At 53.3% G+C, this 13,616-nt stretch carries 13 protein-coding genes, 5 tRNA genes and 2 other RNA genes; 1 reads left to right on the top strand and 19 read right to left on the bottom strand.

Annotated features, from left to right (window positions below; all coding sequences use genetic code 11):
• Nucleotides 1–70: 70 nt before the first annotated feature.
• The 11 genes from rplL to AC3WS9_RS01080 all read right to left on the bottom strand — a co-directional run bounded on the left by rplL (nucleotide 71) and on the right by AC3WS9_RS01080 (nucleotide 5,488).
• Nucleotides 71–436, bottom strand: a complete 366-nt coding sequence (rplL, locus tag AC3WS9_RS01130) for a 50S ribosomal protein L7/L12 (RefSeq protein WP_095280280.1) — start codon at nucleotides 434–436, stop codon at nucleotides 71–73.
• A 66-nt stretch (nucleotides 437–502) separates the two neighbouring features.
• On the bottom strand, nucleotides 503–1,000 hold the full coding sequence (gene rplJ, locus AC3WS9_RS01125; RefSeq protein ID WP_007704673.1) for a 50S ribosomal protein L10: 498 nt from the start codon (nucleotides 998–1,000) through the stop codon (nucleotides 503–505).
• A 291-nt stretch (nucleotides 1,001–1,291) separates the two neighbouring features.
• A complete protein-coding gene (gene rplA / locus AC3WS9_RS01120; protein WP_282493098.1) occupies nucleotides 1,292–1,996 on the bottom strand; it encodes a 50S ribosomal protein L1 in 705 nt (234 codons plus the stop codon).
• 3 nt (nucleotides 1,997–1,999) lie between these two features.
• Nucleotides 2,000–2,428, bottom strand: a complete 429-nt coding sequence (rplK, locus tag AC3WS9_RS01115) for a 50S ribosomal protein L11 (protein ID WP_004097640.1) — start codon at nucleotides 2,426–2,428, stop codon at nucleotides 2,000–2,002.
• 156 nt (nucleotides 2,429–2,584) lie between these two features.
• On the bottom strand, nucleotides 2,585–3,130 hold the full coding sequence (nusG, locus tag AC3WS9_RS01110; protein WP_002438628.1) for a transcription termination/antitermination protein NusG: 546 nt from the start codon (nucleotides 3,128–3,130) through the stop codon (nucleotides 2,585–2,587).
• A 1-nt stretch (nucleotide 3,131) separates the two neighbouring features.
• Entirely contained in the window at nucleotides 3,132–3,515 is a 384-nt protein-coding gene (gene secE, locus AC3WS9_RS01105) for a preprotein translocase subunit SecE (protein WP_003862342.1), read from the bottom strand.
• A 228-nt stretch (nucleotides 3,516–3,743) separates the two neighbouring features.
• A complete protein-coding gene (gene tuf / locus AC3WS9_RS01100) occupies nucleotides 3,744–4,928 on the bottom strand; it encodes an elongation factor Tu (RefSeq protein ID WP_285148659.1) in 1,185 nt (394 codons plus the stop codon).
• 118 nt (nucleotides 4,929–5,046) lie between these two features.
• Nucleotides 5,047–5,122: transfer RNA gene (locus tag AC3WS9_RS01095), tRNA-Thr, on the bottom strand.
• A gap of 6 nt (nucleotides 5,123–5,128) precedes the next feature.
• Nucleotides 5,129–5,203, bottom strand: a tRNA-Gly gene (locus tag AC3WS9_RS01090).
• Nucleotides 5,204–5,319: 116 nt separating this feature from the next.
• A tRNA-Tyr gene (locus tag AC3WS9_RS01085) sits at nucleotides 5,320–5,404 on the bottom strand.
• A gap of 8 nt (nucleotides 5,405–5,412) precedes the next feature.
• A tRNA-Thr gene (locus AC3WS9_RS01080) sits at nucleotides 5,413–5,488 on the bottom strand.
• A gap of 334 nt (nucleotides 5,489–5,822) precedes the next feature.
• Between AC3WS9_RS01080 and coaA the strand changes: the two genes are divergently transcribed.
• A complete protein-coding gene (coaA, locus tag AC3WS9_RS01075; protein WP_095280277.1) occupies nucleotides 5,823–6,773 on the top strand; it encodes a type I pantothenate kinase in 951 nt (316 codons plus the stop codon).
• Between the two features lie 55 nt (nucleotides 6,774–6,828).
• Here coaA and dppF read toward each other — a convergent pair whose 3' ends face one another.
• From dppF to AC3WS9_RS01035, 8 genes are all read right to left on the bottom strand, one after another.
• Complete coding sequence (gene dppF, locus AC3WS9_RS01070; RefSeq protein ID WP_492486246.1) at nucleotides 6,829–7,842, bottom strand: dipeptide ABC transporter ATP-binding subunit DppF; 1,014 nt, start codon at nucleotides 7,840–7,842, stop codon at nucleotides 6,829–6,831.
• A complete protein-coding gene (gene dppD, locus AC3WS9_RS01065; RefSeq protein ID WP_492486244.1) occupies nucleotides 7,839–8,822 on the bottom strand; it encodes a dipeptide ABC transporter ATP-binding protein in 984 nt (327 codons plus the stop codon). Before dppD ends, dppF begins: the two co-directional genes overlap by 4 nt.
• Before the next feature lie 10 nt (nucleotides 8,823–8,832).
• Complete coding sequence (gene dppC, locus AC3WS9_RS01060) at nucleotides 8,833–9,735, bottom strand: dipeptide ABC transporter permease DppC (protein ID WP_282493013.1); 903 nt, start codon at nucleotides 9,733–9,735, stop codon at nucleotides 8,833–8,835.
• Nucleotides 9,736–9,744: 9 nt separating this feature from the next.
• Complete coding sequence (gene dppB / locus AC3WS9_RS01055) at nucleotides 9,745–10,764, bottom strand: dipeptide ABC transporter permease DppB (RefSeq protein WP_100778115.1); 1,020 nt, start codon at nucleotides 10,762–10,764, stop codon at nucleotides 9,745–9,747.
• Nucleotides 10,765–10,922: 158 nt separating this feature from the next.
• Nucleotides 10,923–12,530 (bottom strand): dipeptide ABC transporter periplasmic-binding protein DppA, encoded by a 1,608-nt coding sequence (gene dppA, locus AC3WS9_RS01050; protein ID WP_282493014.1) that lies wholly within the window; start codon nucleotides 12,528–12,530, stop codon nucleotides 10,923–10,925.
• A gap of 621 nt (nucleotides 12,531–13,151) precedes the next feature.
• A non-coding RNA gene (locus AC3WS9_RS01045) (RtT sRNA) lies at nucleotides 13,152–13,284 on the bottom strand.
• Nucleotides 13,285–13,317: 33 nt separating this feature from the next.
• Nucleotides 13,318–13,450, bottom strand: a non-coding RNA gene (locus tag AC3WS9_RS01040) — RtT sRNA.
• A gap of 33 nt (nucleotides 13,451–13,483) precedes the next feature.
• Nucleotides 13,484–13,560 (bottom strand) — tRNA-Pro (locus tag AC3WS9_RS01035).
• Nucleotides 13,561–13,616 lie beyond the last annotated feature (56 nt).

Raw genomic sequence — 13,616 nt, 5'->3', positions numbered from 1 at the left:
AAAAAGGCTGGTGACTAAAAAGTCACCAGCCATCAGCCTAATTTCTCAGGCTGCAACCGGAAAGGTTGGCTTATTTAACTTCAACTTCTGCGCCAGCTTCTTCCAGAGATTTTTTCAGTGCTTCTGCGTCATCTTTGCTCACGCCTTCTTTCAGAGCGGCTGGAGCAGATTCTACCAGGTCTTTAGCTTCTTTCAGACCCAGGCCAGTTGCGCTACGTACTGCTTTGATTACAGCAACTTTGTTAGCGCCAGCAGCTTTCAGAATTACGTCGAATTCAGTTTTTTCTTCAGCAGCTTCAGCCGGGCCAGCAGCTACAGCTACAGCAGCAGCAGCGGAAACACCGAATTTTTCTTCCATTGCAGAAATCAGTTCTACAACGTCCATTACGGACATAGCTGCAACTGCTTCAATGATTTGATCTTTAGTGATAGACATTTAAATTGTTCCTGAAAATCAGAATAAGTTTATACGTAAGCGAATGCTTGATAAAGAAAACGGCTATTAAGCAGCTTCTTTTGCATCGCGAACAGCAGCCAGAGTGCGAACCAGTTTGCCAGCCGAAGCTTCTTTCATGGTTGCCATCAGGCGTGCAATTGCTTCTTCGTAGGTCGGCAGGGTTGCCAGGCGATCGATTTGCGATGCCGGGATCAACTCACCTTCAAAGGCTGCGGCTTTGACCTCAAATTTTGCATTCGCTTTCGCGAAATCTTTGAACAGACGAGCAGCTGCGCCCGGGTGTTCCATAGAATATGCAATCAGGGTCGGACCAACGAACGCGTCTTTCAGGCACTCGAACTGAGTACCTTCAACAACACGGCGCAGCAGGGTGTTACGAACAACACGCATGTATACGCCGGCTTCGCGACCTGCTTTACGCAGTTCAGTCATTTTGTCTACAGTTACGCCGCGGGAATCCGCAACTACTGCAGACAGCGCGCCTTTGGCTACTTCGCTGACTTCAGCAACAATCGCTTGTTTGTCTTGAAGATTTAAAGCCATTAGCTTTGCTCCTGGATGTTTGCCGGAACTCATGTTCCGGAACTCACTTCACTCTTCCCAACGGAAAGAGCGTCTTAATACGGTGAGCAGAAACAAGCCAGAGTATCAGAAATAATCTTAGCGTTCTGTCACCGTCTACGCAGGGCATTAAGCCTCTTTCGAGACACCTGCGGTCTTCGACGGAGGCCTGGATTAGGCCAGGCTCCAACGAACAAATCTTTTTACCTGCTAACTTTCGTTAGCAAACGTGGGGGTAAGATTGTAGACAAATCCACCGCCCACGTAAAGGTATTAGTTTGCAGCAGCGCTCAGGCCAGCCTGGTCAACTGCAACACCTGCACCCATAGTGGTGGAGATGCTAATTTTCTTGATGTACACGCCTTTCGCCTGAGTTGGTTTCGCTTTTTTCAGCGCAACCAGCAGAGATTCCAGGTTTTCTTTCAATTTGTCAGCGTCGAAGTCCACTTTACCGATGGTAGTGTGGATGATGCCGTTTTTGTCGTTACGATAACGAACCTGACCTGCTTTAGCGTTCTTAACCGCTTCAGCAACGTTAGGCGTTACAGTACCGACTTTAGGGTTTGGCATCAGGCCGCGTGGACCCAGAACCTGGCCCAGCTGGCCAACAACGCGCATTGCATCCGGGGAAGCAATAACAACGTCAAAGTTCATTTCGCCTTTTTTGATCTGATCAGCCAGATCTTCCATACCTACCAGTTCAGCGCCGGCAGCTTTAGCGGCTTCAGCGTTTGCACCCTGAGCAAATACAGCTACGCGTACGGAACGGCCAGTACCGTGTGGCAGTACAGTTGCACCACGAACGTTCTGATCGGATTTACGAGCGTCGATACCGAGGTTTACAGCAACGTCAACGCTTTCAACGAACTTAGCGGTAGCCAGTTCTTTCAGCAGAGCGATAGCTTCGGTGATCTCGTATTGTTTGGTCGCATCAACTTTGTCACGGATTACGGACATGCGCTTGGTCAGTTTAGCCATTTCTTAGTCCTCCACTACCAGGCCCATGGAACGTGCAGTACCTTCAATGGAGCGAGTCATCGCTTCAATGTCGGAACCAGTCATGTCGGCAGCTTTGGTCTGCGCGATTTCCTGCAGCTGAGCGCGGGAAATTTTACCCACTTTGTCTTTGTTCGGCTTACCGGAACCAGACTTGATACCAGCCGCTTTTTTCAGCAGAACTGCTGCCGGCGGGGTCTTGGTAACGAAAGTGAATGAACGGTCAGCGTATACGGTAATAACAACCGGAATTGGCAAACCTTTTTCCAGGGATTCAGTTTTTGCGTTGAACGCTTTACAGAATTCCATGATGTTAACACCCTGCTGACCCAGAGCTGGACCAACCGGTGGACTTGGGTTTGCCATACCAGCTGCAACCTGCAGCTTAACGTAGGCTTGTACTTTCTTAGCCATTCTAAAATCCTCTAAATGGGTTATAGCGCCTCAAGGAGGCTCCCCGTGATAAATATCGTCTTACGGGCCGAGACCCATAAAAACAAAAGGCGCGAAATTGTATTCCAATCTCGCGCCCTGTGCAACGATTAAATCGCCGCTTTTTTGATCGGCTGCTTAGGCTTTTTCTACCTGGGCAAAGTCCAGTTCTACCGGGGTCGCACGACCAAAGATAGAAACAGAAACTTTCAGGCGGGACTTCTCGTAGTCCACTTCTTCCACCACACCGTTAAAGTCAGCAAACGGACCGTCGCTAACACGAACCATTTCACCCGGTTCAAACAGCGTTTTAGGACGCGGCTTATCACCTACCTGCTGCAGGCGGTTCATAATCGCATCAACTTCTTTGTCGCTGATTGGCGCCGGACGATCGGACGTGCCGCCGATAAAGCCCATTACGCGCGGGACGCTGCGCACCAGGTGCCAGCTTGCATCGTTCATCACCATCTGAACCAGCACGTAACCCGGGAAGAATTTGCGCTCGCTTTTGCGACGCTGGCCGCCACGAATTTCGACCACTTCTTCGGTCGGAACCATGACTTCACCAAACAACTCTTCCATATTGTGTAATTTGATATGCTCACGCAGCGAAGTGGCTACGCGGCCTTCAAAACCGGAGAACGCCTGAACGACGTACCAGCGCTTTTTAGGGGCTTCAGACATCTTAGAACCTCAGGCCAGTGATAAAGGAAACCAGGCGAACCAGAATACCATCCAGTCCCCACAGGATCAGTGACATGACAGCTGTCACCGCTGCCACAATCAGCGTGGTGTGCAATGTTTCCTGGCGAGTCGGCCAAATGACCTTGCGAACTTCGGTTCGCGCTTCGCGGGCAAAAGCAACGGTCGCTTTACCTTTTGTCGTCAACAGCGCGACACCACCCGCTGCAGCAATAAGAATTACTACGGCCAGCGCACGCAACGGCAGCATCATGTCACGATAAAGGTAGTTACCTACAATAGCCACAATCAGCAGCACGGCAACAACTACCCACTTCATCGCTTCCAGGCCGCGACCGCTCCCTTGAGCTTCGGTATTCGCACTCATAAACCAACCTGTCAGAAGTATTCTACAAACAATTTCACCCCGCATTAGCGAGGCGATCCAACCCGAAAAAACAAACGCTTCTCGGACTAAACGCCCTCTACAGAGCCTGTCTCAGCAATGATTATGACAAATAAAATCACTGATGAGCCAGGTTCTGGTTCGAAAGCGTGCAAAAAGGGCATCAAATGATGCCCTTTTATTGCGCATTGCGTCAAATGTTATCAGCGATTAGCTGAGAACTTTAGCAACAACGCCTGCACCAACAGTACGGCCGCCTTCACGGATTGCGAAACGCAGACCGTCATCCATCGCGATTGGGTGGATCAGGGTAACAACCATTTTGATGTTGTCGCCTGGCATTACCATCTCAACGCCTTCTGGCAGTTCGATGGTACCGGTCACGTCAGTTGTACGGAAGTAGAACTGTGGACGGTAGCCTTTGAAGAACGGAGTATGACGGCCGCCTTCATCTTTGGACAGGATGTAAACTTCAGATTCGAATTTGGTGTGCGGCTTGATAGAGCCTGGCTTAGCCAGTACCTGACCACGTTCGATTTCTTCACGTTTGATACCACGCAGCAGAACACCAACGTTCTCACCAGCACGGCCTTCGTCCAGCAGTTTGCGGAACATTTCAACGCCAGTACAGGTAGACTTAGCAGTCTCTTTGATACCAACGATTTCAACTTCTTCGCCAACTTTAACGATACCGCGCTCTACACGACCGGTAACTACAGTACCACGGCCGGAGATGGAGAATACGTCTTCGATAGGCAGCAGGAACGGCTTGTCAATCGCACGCTCTGGTTCTGGGATGTAAGAATCCAGGAAGCCAGCCAGCTCAACGATTTTAGCTTCCCACTCTGCTTCGCCTTCCAGCGCTTTCAGAGCAGAACCACGGATGATTGGAGTATCATCACCTGGGAAGTCGTACTGGGACAGAAGTTCACGAACTTCCATTTCTACCAGTTCCAGCAGCTCTTCGTCATCAACCATGTCGCATTTGTTCAGGAACACGATGATGTAAGGAACGCCAACCTGACGACCCAGAAGGATGTGCTCACGAGTCTGAGGCATAGGGCCGTCAGTCGCAGCAACAACCAGGATTGCGCCATCCATCTGAGCAGCACCGGTGATCATGTTTTTAACATAGTCGGCGTGGCCCGGGCAGTCTACGTGTGCGTAGTGGCGAGTCGGGGTGTCATATTCAACGTGGGAAGTGTTGATGGTGATACCACGAGCTTTTTCTTCTGGTGCGTTATCGATCTGGTCGAATGCACGAGCAGAACCACCGTAGGTTTTAGCCAGAACGGTAGTGATTGCAGCGGTCAGCGTTGTTTTACCATGGTCAACGTGGCCGATAGTACCGACGTTAACGTGCGGTTTTGTACGTTCAAACTTTTCTTTAGACATCGATTGTCCCTCTAAGACACGGATAAATCGGTGATATCACCACATCAACCAGGCAATATGCCTGAACAGTTGAATGCTTTTTAAGGTAAACAGAGAGAAACAGGGAGGAGAAGTGAAGTGGTGCTGATACCCAGAGTCGAACTGGGGACCTCACCCTTACCAAGGGTGCGCTCTACCAACTGAGCCATATCAGCACGTCTTGGAGCGGGCAGCGGGAATCGAACCCGCATCATCAGCTTGGAAGGCTGAGGTAATAGCCATTATACGATGCCCGCATCCTGAAACTCGGCTACCCAGTTCTTTCTGTAACAAAAAAGAGATTTCTCTCTTTTTATGTTTTGAGCTGATTGATGTTTTAGCCAGCTCAGGCGGCGATAACGCTGCCAGAAAGTGGTGGTGGGGGAAGGATTCGAACCTTCGAAGTCTGTGACGGCAGATTTACAGTCTGCTCCCTTTGGCCGCTCGGGAACCCCACCGGACTTGATGGTGCCGACTACCGGAATCGAACTGGTGACCTACTGATTACAAGTCAGTTGCTCTACCTACTGAGCTAAGTCGGCATCAAGTAGCGCGCATTCTATGGGGGCATGCGCAGTCATGCAACTAAAAAATTGCATAAAATGTTCTTTCGCTCATATTTTGTGCGCCAGAAGGGAAAAACGCTGATATTTCGCCCATTGGCGTTCAAATATTCAGCATAAGCCCCGCAAATAACCCACCTATAGCGTAGCGTGATGCCCTGCGCGTAATGCATCACTTGTCTATATTTTTTCTTATTATTCCCGCCATCTGGTGTTAACCTCCTGCCCATTGTCCAAATTTAACTACTAAGTGATGAACCGCTGCCGACAAGAAGGCGTTGCTGCGCAGATAAAGGGTTCACAGAACACGCTTATGAGCAAAAAAGAGCAATCGTTAATGACACCCTATCTACACTTTAACCGCAGCCAGTGGGCCGCTTTACGTGACTCCGTCCCCATGACCTTAACGGAAGGGGAAATCGCGCGGTTAAAAGGGATCAACGAAGACCTGTCGCTGGAAGAGGTTGCCGAGATCTATCTGCCGCTCTCCCGCTTGCTTAACTTCTATATCAGCTCCAACCTGCGTCGTCAGGCAGTGCTGGAGCAGTTCCTCGGCACCAACGGCCAACGTATTCCTTATATCATCAGCATCGCGGGCAGCGTGGCGGTCGGGAAAAGCACCACCGCGCGTGTTCTGCAGGCGCTGCTGAGCCGCTGGCCGGAGCATCGTAGCGTTGAGTTGATTACGACAGACGGCTTCCTGCATCCGAATGAGGTGTTAAAAGAGCGCGGCCTGATGAAGAAGAAAGGCTTCCCGCTTTCTTATGATATGCACCGTCTGGTGAAATTCGTGTCGGACCTGAAATCTGGCGCGCCGAACGTCACGGCTCCGGTATACTCCCATCTGATCTACGATCGCATCCCGGATGGTGACAAAACGGTGGCCCAGCCGGATATCCTGATCCTCGAAGGGTTAAACGTGCTGCAAAGCGGCATGGATTATCCGCATGACCCGCATCATGTGTTTGTCTCTGACTTCGTCGACTTCTCTATATACGTCGACGCGCCGGAAGACCTGCTGCAAAACTGGTATATCAATCGCTTCCTGAAGTTCCGCGAAGGGGCCTTTACCGACCCGGACTCTTACTTCCATAACTACGCCCAGCTTTCAGAAGAGGAAGCGGTTAACGTGGCGACGTCGCTATGGAATGAGATCAACTACGTGAACCTGAAAGAGAACATCCTGCCGACGCGCGAACGTGCGAGCCTGATCCTCACCAAAAGTGAAAATCACGCCGTCGACCAGATTCGCCTGCGCAAATAGCGAATCAGCAGACATAAAAAAACCGGCGATAATCGCCGGTTTTTTTGTTTACGCGTTATGCGTGCGGTTTCTCACCGTTCTCATCCTGGTCGACAGCAAAGCAGGCTACCAGTTGACCGCCATAGTCTTTCAACTGCGGCTGCAGCTGAGTACAAGGACCGAAGCGGCGACGACAACGCGCGTTGAACGCACAGCCCGGAGGCGGGTTCAGCGGACTCGGCAACTCGCCCGTCAGCTTAATGCGTTCGCGGCGATCGTCCGGGTTCAGGCGCGGTGTGGCAGAGAGCAGCGCCTGGGTATACGGATGACGAGGATTATTAAAGATCTGGTCTTTGGTCCCCTTCTCCACGCAGCGGCCCAGGTACATCACCATCACTTCATCGGCGATGTGCTCCACCACCGACAGGTCGTGGGAGATAAACACATACGACAGCCCCAGCTCCTGCTGCAAATCCATCATCAGGTTGAGAACCTGCGCACGCACGGAGACGTCGAGCGCTGAGACCGGTTCATCGGCAATCACCACGTCCGGGTCGAGCATCAGGCCACGGGCAATGGCGATACGCTGACGCTGGCCGCCAGAGAACATGTGCGGATAACGGTCGTAGTGCTCGGTTTTGAGCCCCACTTTCGCCATCATCGCCAGCGCTTTTTCACGACGCTGCTCTTTGTTGAGATCGCTGTTAATGTGCAGCGGCTCTTCCAGAATCTGCCCCACTTTTTTGCGCGGGTTCAGAGAACCGTACGGGTTCTGGAACACAATCTGGATTTTCTGCCGACGCAGCTTTTGCGCCTGCGGATCGTGCTTGAGCAGATCCTGGCCCTGATAGTACAGCTCGCCGCCGGTTGGGGTTTCAATCATCGTCAGCAGACGACCCAGCGTGGATTTCCCACAGCCAGATTCCCCCACCACGGCCAGCGTTTTGCCGCGCTCAAGGGTAAACGACACCCCGTCCAGCGCTTTTACCAGGCGTTCCGGGGCAAAAATCCCCTTCTTCACCGGGTAGTGTTTTTTCAGATCGATGGCCTGCAACAGATGTTGGTGTTTGGTGGCCTCTTGCGTACTCATAGTGTTGGCCTCCCGGCATCATCAAGTGGGTAGTGACATTTCGACTGACGGCCATCATGGAGGGTATTCAGCTCTGGCTCTTCAGCACGGCACTTATCGGTAGCATACGGGCAGCGCGGATTCAGCAGACAGCCCGCCGGGCGGTCATATTTACCCGGGACCACGCCAGGCAGCGATGCCAGACGCGCTTTATCCTGAGCAAACTCCGGCAGCGCACGCAGCAGCGCCTGAGTATAGGGATGACGCGGCGCACGGAAGATATCGTGCGAACTCCCGGCCTCCACCACTTGTCCGGCATACATCACGATGATTTTGTGCGCGGCTTCGGCCACCAGCGCCAGATCGTGAGTAATCAATACCAGCGCCATATTCTCTTTCTGCTGCAACTCGAGCAGCAGTTCGATGATCTGCGCCTGAATGGTCACGTCCAGCGCCGTCGTCGGTTCATCTGCAATCAGCAGTTTTGGCCGACAGGCAATCGCCATGGCGATCATCACTCGCTGGCTCATCCCACCGGACAGCTGGTGCGGATACACGTCCAGACGCGACGCCGGGTCAGGGATCCCCACCTGCGTGAGCAGGTCGATCGCGCGCTGACGACGGGTTTTCTTGTTGCCGCCCTGATGCACCTTGATCGCTTCCATAATCTGGAAACCGACGGTGTAGCACGGGTTAAGACTGGTCATCGGGTCCTGGAAGATCATCGCCACTTCAGCGCCCACCAGCTGGCGGCGCTGCTTCTCGGAGATACGCTTCAGGTCCTGGCCGTTAAACTCCAGGCTTTCCGCCATCACGCGGCCCGGATAATCAATCAAACCCATAATCGCCAGTGAACTGACGGATTTACCGGAGCCAGACTCGCCCACGATACCGACCACTTCACCCTGATTCACGCTGTAGCTGATACGGTCTACGGCACGAAACTCGGAGCCCACGTCACCGAAGTGCACCGATAATTTATCTACATTTAATAACGCCATCTCGTGCCTCTTACTGCTTCAGTTTGGGATCAAGTGCATCACGCAGACCATCACCCATCAGGTTAAATGCCAGCACCGTCAGGAGGATCGCCAGACCCGGGAAGGTCACGACCCACCACGCGCTTTGCGCGAACTGCAACACATCGGCGAGCATCGTGCCCCACTCCGGTGTTGGCGGCTGCGCACCCATGCCCAGGAAGCCAAGAGCAGCCATATCGAGAATGGCGTTAGAGAAACCGAGCGACGCCTGAACAATCAGCGGCGCAAGGCAGTTCGGGAGAATATTGACGAACATCTGGCGCAGCGCGCCCGCGCCCGCCACGCGTGAAGCGGTGACGTAATCGCGGTTCACTTCCACCAGCACCGCCGCGCGCGTCAATCGCACGTAGTGCGGGAGTGCAACGAACGTCAGGGCCAGCGCGGCGTTACCGATCGACGGCCCAAACACCGCCACCAGCACCAGCGCCAGCAGCAGGCTCGGCAGCGCCAGCATGATGTCGACGATACGCATAATGATGTTATCGACCAGACCGCCGAAGTAGCCCGCCACCAGTCCGAGGATAACCCCCAGAATCAGCGACAGCACCACCACCAGACAGCCCACCAGCAGCGACAGACGCGCACCGTACATCAGGCGCGACAGCACATCGCGGCCCACGTCGTCCGTGCCGAGCAGATGGGTGATGGTGCCGCCATCCTGCCAGGCTGGCGGAGCCAGCAGCACGTCACGGAACTGATCCGCCGGGTTGAAAGGTGCGAGGAAGTTCGCAAACACGGCAATAATGATCATGATGGTGACATACACCAGCCCGACCACCGCACCTTTGTTGCGTTTGAAGTAGTGCCAGAACTCCTGCAGCGGCGTCATTGGCACCGGGGCAGCAACAGCTTTATTTTGAGTAACTTGTGACATGATGGCCCCTTACTTCTTATGACGAATACGCGGGTTCACCACGCCGTACAGCAGATCGACCAGCAGGTTGACGAGGATAATCATCGTCGCCACCAGCAACACACCGCCCTGCACAACCGGATAATCACGGCGCTGCAGCGCGTCGATCAGCCAACGTCCCAGGCCCGGCCAGGAGAAGATGGTTTCGGTCAGGATCGCCCCGGCCAGCAAGGTTCCCACCTGCAGACCGATAACGGTCACCACCGGCAGCATCGCGTTACGCAAGGCATGGACGATAATGACGCGCATACGGGTCAGCCCTTTGGCGCGAGCGGTACGGATATAATCCTCGCCCAGCACTTCCAGCATCGACGAACGGGTCATACGCACGATCACCGCTAGTGGAATCGTCCCAAGCACCATCGCAGGCAGGATCATGTGCGCCAGCGCATCAATGAAGTTGCCCTCTTCGCCCCAGATCGCCGTATCAATCAGCATAAAGCCGGTGAGCGGGTTGGAGTCATCGAGGAATACCATGTCGCTCACGCGGCCGGAGACCGGCGTCAGGTTGAGCTGCACCGAGACCAGCATGATCAGCATCATGCCCCACCAGAAGATAGGCATGGAGTAACCGGTCAGCGCCAGGCCAACGGCGGTGTGATCGAAGATAGAGCCGCGCTTAACCGCAGCCAGTACACCGACGGGAATACCGACTGCAACGGCGAAAATCATGGCGCAGATACCGAGTTCCAGCGTCGCTTTAAAACGCGGCACAAACTCGTCCCACACCGGAAGACGGCTTTTCAGCGAAATCCCTAAATCACCGTGCAATACGCCCCAGATATAGTGGAGGTACTGCTGCCACATCGGCTTATCGAGGCCGAGTTCGGCCAGCAGCTGCGCGTGGCGTTCAGGGGAGATACCACGCTCACCCGCCATAATCATTACCGGGTCGCCGGGGATCATATGGACGAAGGCAAAAGTGAGAAGGGTGATACCGATAAACGTGGGGATGACAAGTCCCAGACGTCGGAGGATGAACTGCAACATATCCCGTACTCTCTCTAGAGACTCACAGCCTGGAACCGTGCGTCTGTATTGCTCACAACTGCCGGGTGACGCTGCGCTTACCCGGCCTACTCTCGTAGGCCCGCGCAAGCGCAGCGCCGCCGGGCACTAGGGTACTCACGTACCCCTTACATTTTTAATTATTCGATTGAGACGTTTTCGAAGTGGTGTTTGCCCAACGGATCAACCACATAGCCTTTGACTTCTTTACGCACTGGCTCGTAAACGGTGGAGTGAGCCACGATCAGCGCCGGAGCCTGGTCATGCATCACTACCTGAGCCTGTTTGTACAGTTCAATACGCTTGTTGTGATCGTCGGTCGCACGTGCCGGTTGGATCAGGTCTTCAAACGGCTTATAGCACCAGCGAGAGTAGTTAGAACCGTCTTTCGCCGCTGCGCAGCTGAACAGGGTGGCGAAGAAGTTGTCCGGATCCCCATTGTCCCCGGTCCAGCCCATCATCACAGCCTGGTGCTCACCTGCTTTAGCACGCTTCAGGTACTCGCCCCACTCGTAAGTGACGATCTTGGCCTGAACGCCGACTTTAGCCCAGTCAGCCTGAACCATTTCCGCCATACGGCGCGCGTTCGGGTTGTATGGACGCTGTACCGGCATCGCCCACAGCTCAACGGTAAAGCCTTTATCCTGGCCTGCTTCTTTCAGCAGCGCTTTCGCTTTCTCAGGATCGTAGGAGTAGTCTTTAACGTCGTCGTTGTAGCCCCACATGGTTGGTGGGATCAGGTTCTTAGCAGCCACACCCGCGCCCTGGTAAACGGCTTTGATGATCGCTTCTTTGTTCACCGCGTAAGTCAGCGCCTGACGCACTTTCACGTCATCAAACGGTTTCTTCTCGGTGTTGAAGGAGAGGTAACCCACGTTCAGGCCCGCCTGCTCCAGCAGGTTGATGTTTTTGTCCTGCTTCATGCGAGCGATGTCAGCCGGGTTCGGGTACGGCATGACCTGGCACTCGTTTTTCTGCAGTTTGGCGTAACGCACGGATGCGTCAGGCGTGATGGAGAAGACCAGACGGTCGATCTGCGGCTTGGTGCCCCAGTAACCTTCGAACGCTTTGTACAGAATACGGGAGTCTTTCTGGTACTGCTGCAGCTGGAATGGACCGGTACCGATTGGGTTCAGATCCACTTTTTCCGGGGTGCCCGCTTTCAGCATGTTGTCCGCGTACTCTTTCGACAGAATAGAGGCGAAGTCCATAGCCAGGTCAGCCAGGAATGGCGCTTCTGGACGGCTCAGTACGAACTGAACGGTTTTGTCGTCCACTTTTTTCACTTCGGTGATCAGATCCGGCAGACCCATCCCTTCGAAGTACTCATAGCTGCCGCCAGAGACTTTGTGGTACGGGTTCTGTGCGTTCTTCTGACGGTCGAAGGAGAAGACAACGTCATCCGCAGTCAGCTCACGCGTCGGTTTGAAATCTTTGTTGTCCTGCCACTTCACGCCCTGGCGAAGATGGAAGGTATAGGTTTTGCCGTCTTCGCTGACTTCCCACTTCTCAGCCAGACCCGGAATGACTTCCGTGGTACCGGTTTTGAATTCAACCAGACGGTTATAGATAGGTACGGAGCTTGCGTCGTATGTGGTACCAGAGGTGAACAGCTGTGGGTTAAAACCTTCCGGCGAGCCTTCAGAACAGTAAACCAGGGTTTTTGCCTGTACGCTTGCCGCGACGGTGAGAGCGACCAGGCTCAGACCAAGCTTCAGCATCCCTGACTTCTTCAAGGAAATACTCATTATTCTGCTCCAATGTGATGTTTTGCTTTGTTGTGTTACGCCGCCTGACCTTTATTTATTTTTTACCCGGTCCGGTCGGTGATGCCCGAAGGCGTGATAAGGGTTGGAGATTCCTTTCAGAAGAGCGTCGGAGTTGCAGCGCAGATCCTCCCTGAAATGCCCCTCGTGCCCTACAATCTGTCAACAGAATGTGAAAACGTCAATACAGGTGACGGGGATTTACGTTGAGGGTGAGAAACGGCAAACAAAGATTAAAAAAACTTTAGGCGTCTATTTTCAGCAGGGAAATTTATGCTACTCCTCATCTTGCAGCACAACTCTCTTCATATTTCGCAACAATCAGTGATTAACATTTATTCAGATCGCGTAAATTTTCTTACAGAATGGCGATTATCTGCGCAGTAAATGCCACGAACGTTAAAACGCACAGCGGAAAATGCTGAGCTTATCCATAAGCAACGCGAAAAAAGATCAATCCATATATAAAAAAATACAATGGATTATGTCACAAAATCGTTAACAGGCAGGGGAATGCGGGGATAAGGAGCGTTTTGGCCGGTCGGCGTGGATAAGCCCATAATGCAAAAAGGGCTAACCTTGCGGTTAGCCCTTTTTTAAATGTGGTCGGCGAGAGAGGATGACTCGCCACTACGTGGCTCGCCCTGCGGGCCGTTGCTAAAGCAACGTTCCCTCGCTTCGCTCGGGTCGAACCTCCTACCCCGGAGATTCTCATCCTCACAAACTCCAGACGAAAAAAAACCTGCTTTAAAAGCAGGTTTTTCGAATGTGGTCGGCGAGAGAGGATGACTCGCCACTACGTGGCTCGCCCTGCGGGCCGTTGCTAAAGCAACGTTCCCTCGCTTCGCTCGGGTCGAACCTCCTACCCCGGAGATTCTCATCCTCACAAACTCCAGACGAAAAAAAACCTGCTTTAAAAGCAGGTTTTTCGAATGTGGTCGGCGAGAGAGGATTCGAACCTCCGACCCACTGGTCCCAAACCAGTTGCGCTACCAAGCTGCGCTACTCGCCGAATGCGGAGCGCATCTTACTGCTGGGGTGCGCCCCCGTCAATCCCTTATCTGCAAA

The organism is Lelliottia sp. EB106-05-01-XG201 (assembly GCF_058791735.1).
The sequence above is the reverse complement of the archived record's forward strand: the minus strand, read 5'-3'. Positions and strand labels throughout refer to the sequence as shown.

Bases quoted from the DNA above. Each gene is read 5' to 3' on its own strand.
- dppF (WP_492486246.1), bottom strand. From the start codon at position 7,842: ATGAGTACGCAAGAGGCCACCAAACACCAACATCTGTTGCAGGCCATC.
- dppD (WP_492486244.1), bottom strand. From the start codon at position 8,822: ATGGCGTTATTAAATGTAGATAAATTATCGGTGCACTTCGGTGACGTG.
- coaA (WP_095280277.1), top strand. From the start codon at position 5,823: ATGAGCAAAAAAGAGCAATCGTTAATGACACCCTATCTACACTTTAAC.
- dppC (WP_282493013.1), bottom strand. From the start codon at position 9,735: ATGTCACAAGTTACTCAAAATAAAGCTGTTGCTGCCCCGGTGCCAATG.
- dppA (WP_282493014.1), bottom strand. From the start codon at position 12,530: ATGAGTATTTCCTTGAAGAAGTCAGGGATGCTGAAGCTTGGTCTGAGC.
- rplA (WP_282493098.1), bottom strand. From the start codon at position 1,996: ATGGCTAAACTGACCAAGCGCATGTCCGTAATCCGTGACAAAGTTGAT.
- nusG (WP_002438628.1), bottom strand. From the start codon at position 3,130: ATGTCTGAAGCCCCTAAAAAGCGCTGGTACGTCGTTCAGGCGTTCTCC.
- tuf (WP_285148659.1), bottom strand. From the start codon at position 4,928: ATGTCTAAAGAAAAGTTTGAACGTACAAAACCGCACGTTAACGTCGGT.
- dppB (WP_100778115.1), bottom strand. From the start codon at position 10,764: ATGTTGCAGTTCATCCTCCGACGTCTGGGACTTGTCATCCCCACGTTT.
- rplJ (WP_007704673.1), bottom strand. From the start codon at position 1,000: ATGGCTTTAAATCTTCAAGACAAACAAGCGATTGTTGCTGAAGTCAGC.
- secE (WP_003862342.1), bottom strand. From the start codon at position 3,515: ATGAGTGCGAATACCGAAGCTCAAGGGAGCGGTCGCGGCCTGGAAGCG.
- rplL (WP_095280280.1), bottom strand. From the start codon at position 436: ATGTCTATCACTAAAGATCAAATCATTGAAGCAGTTGCAGCTATGTCC.
- rplK (WP_004097640.1), bottom strand. From the start codon at position 2,428: ATGGCTAAGAAAGTACAAGCCTACGTTAAGCTGCAGGTTGCAGCTGGT.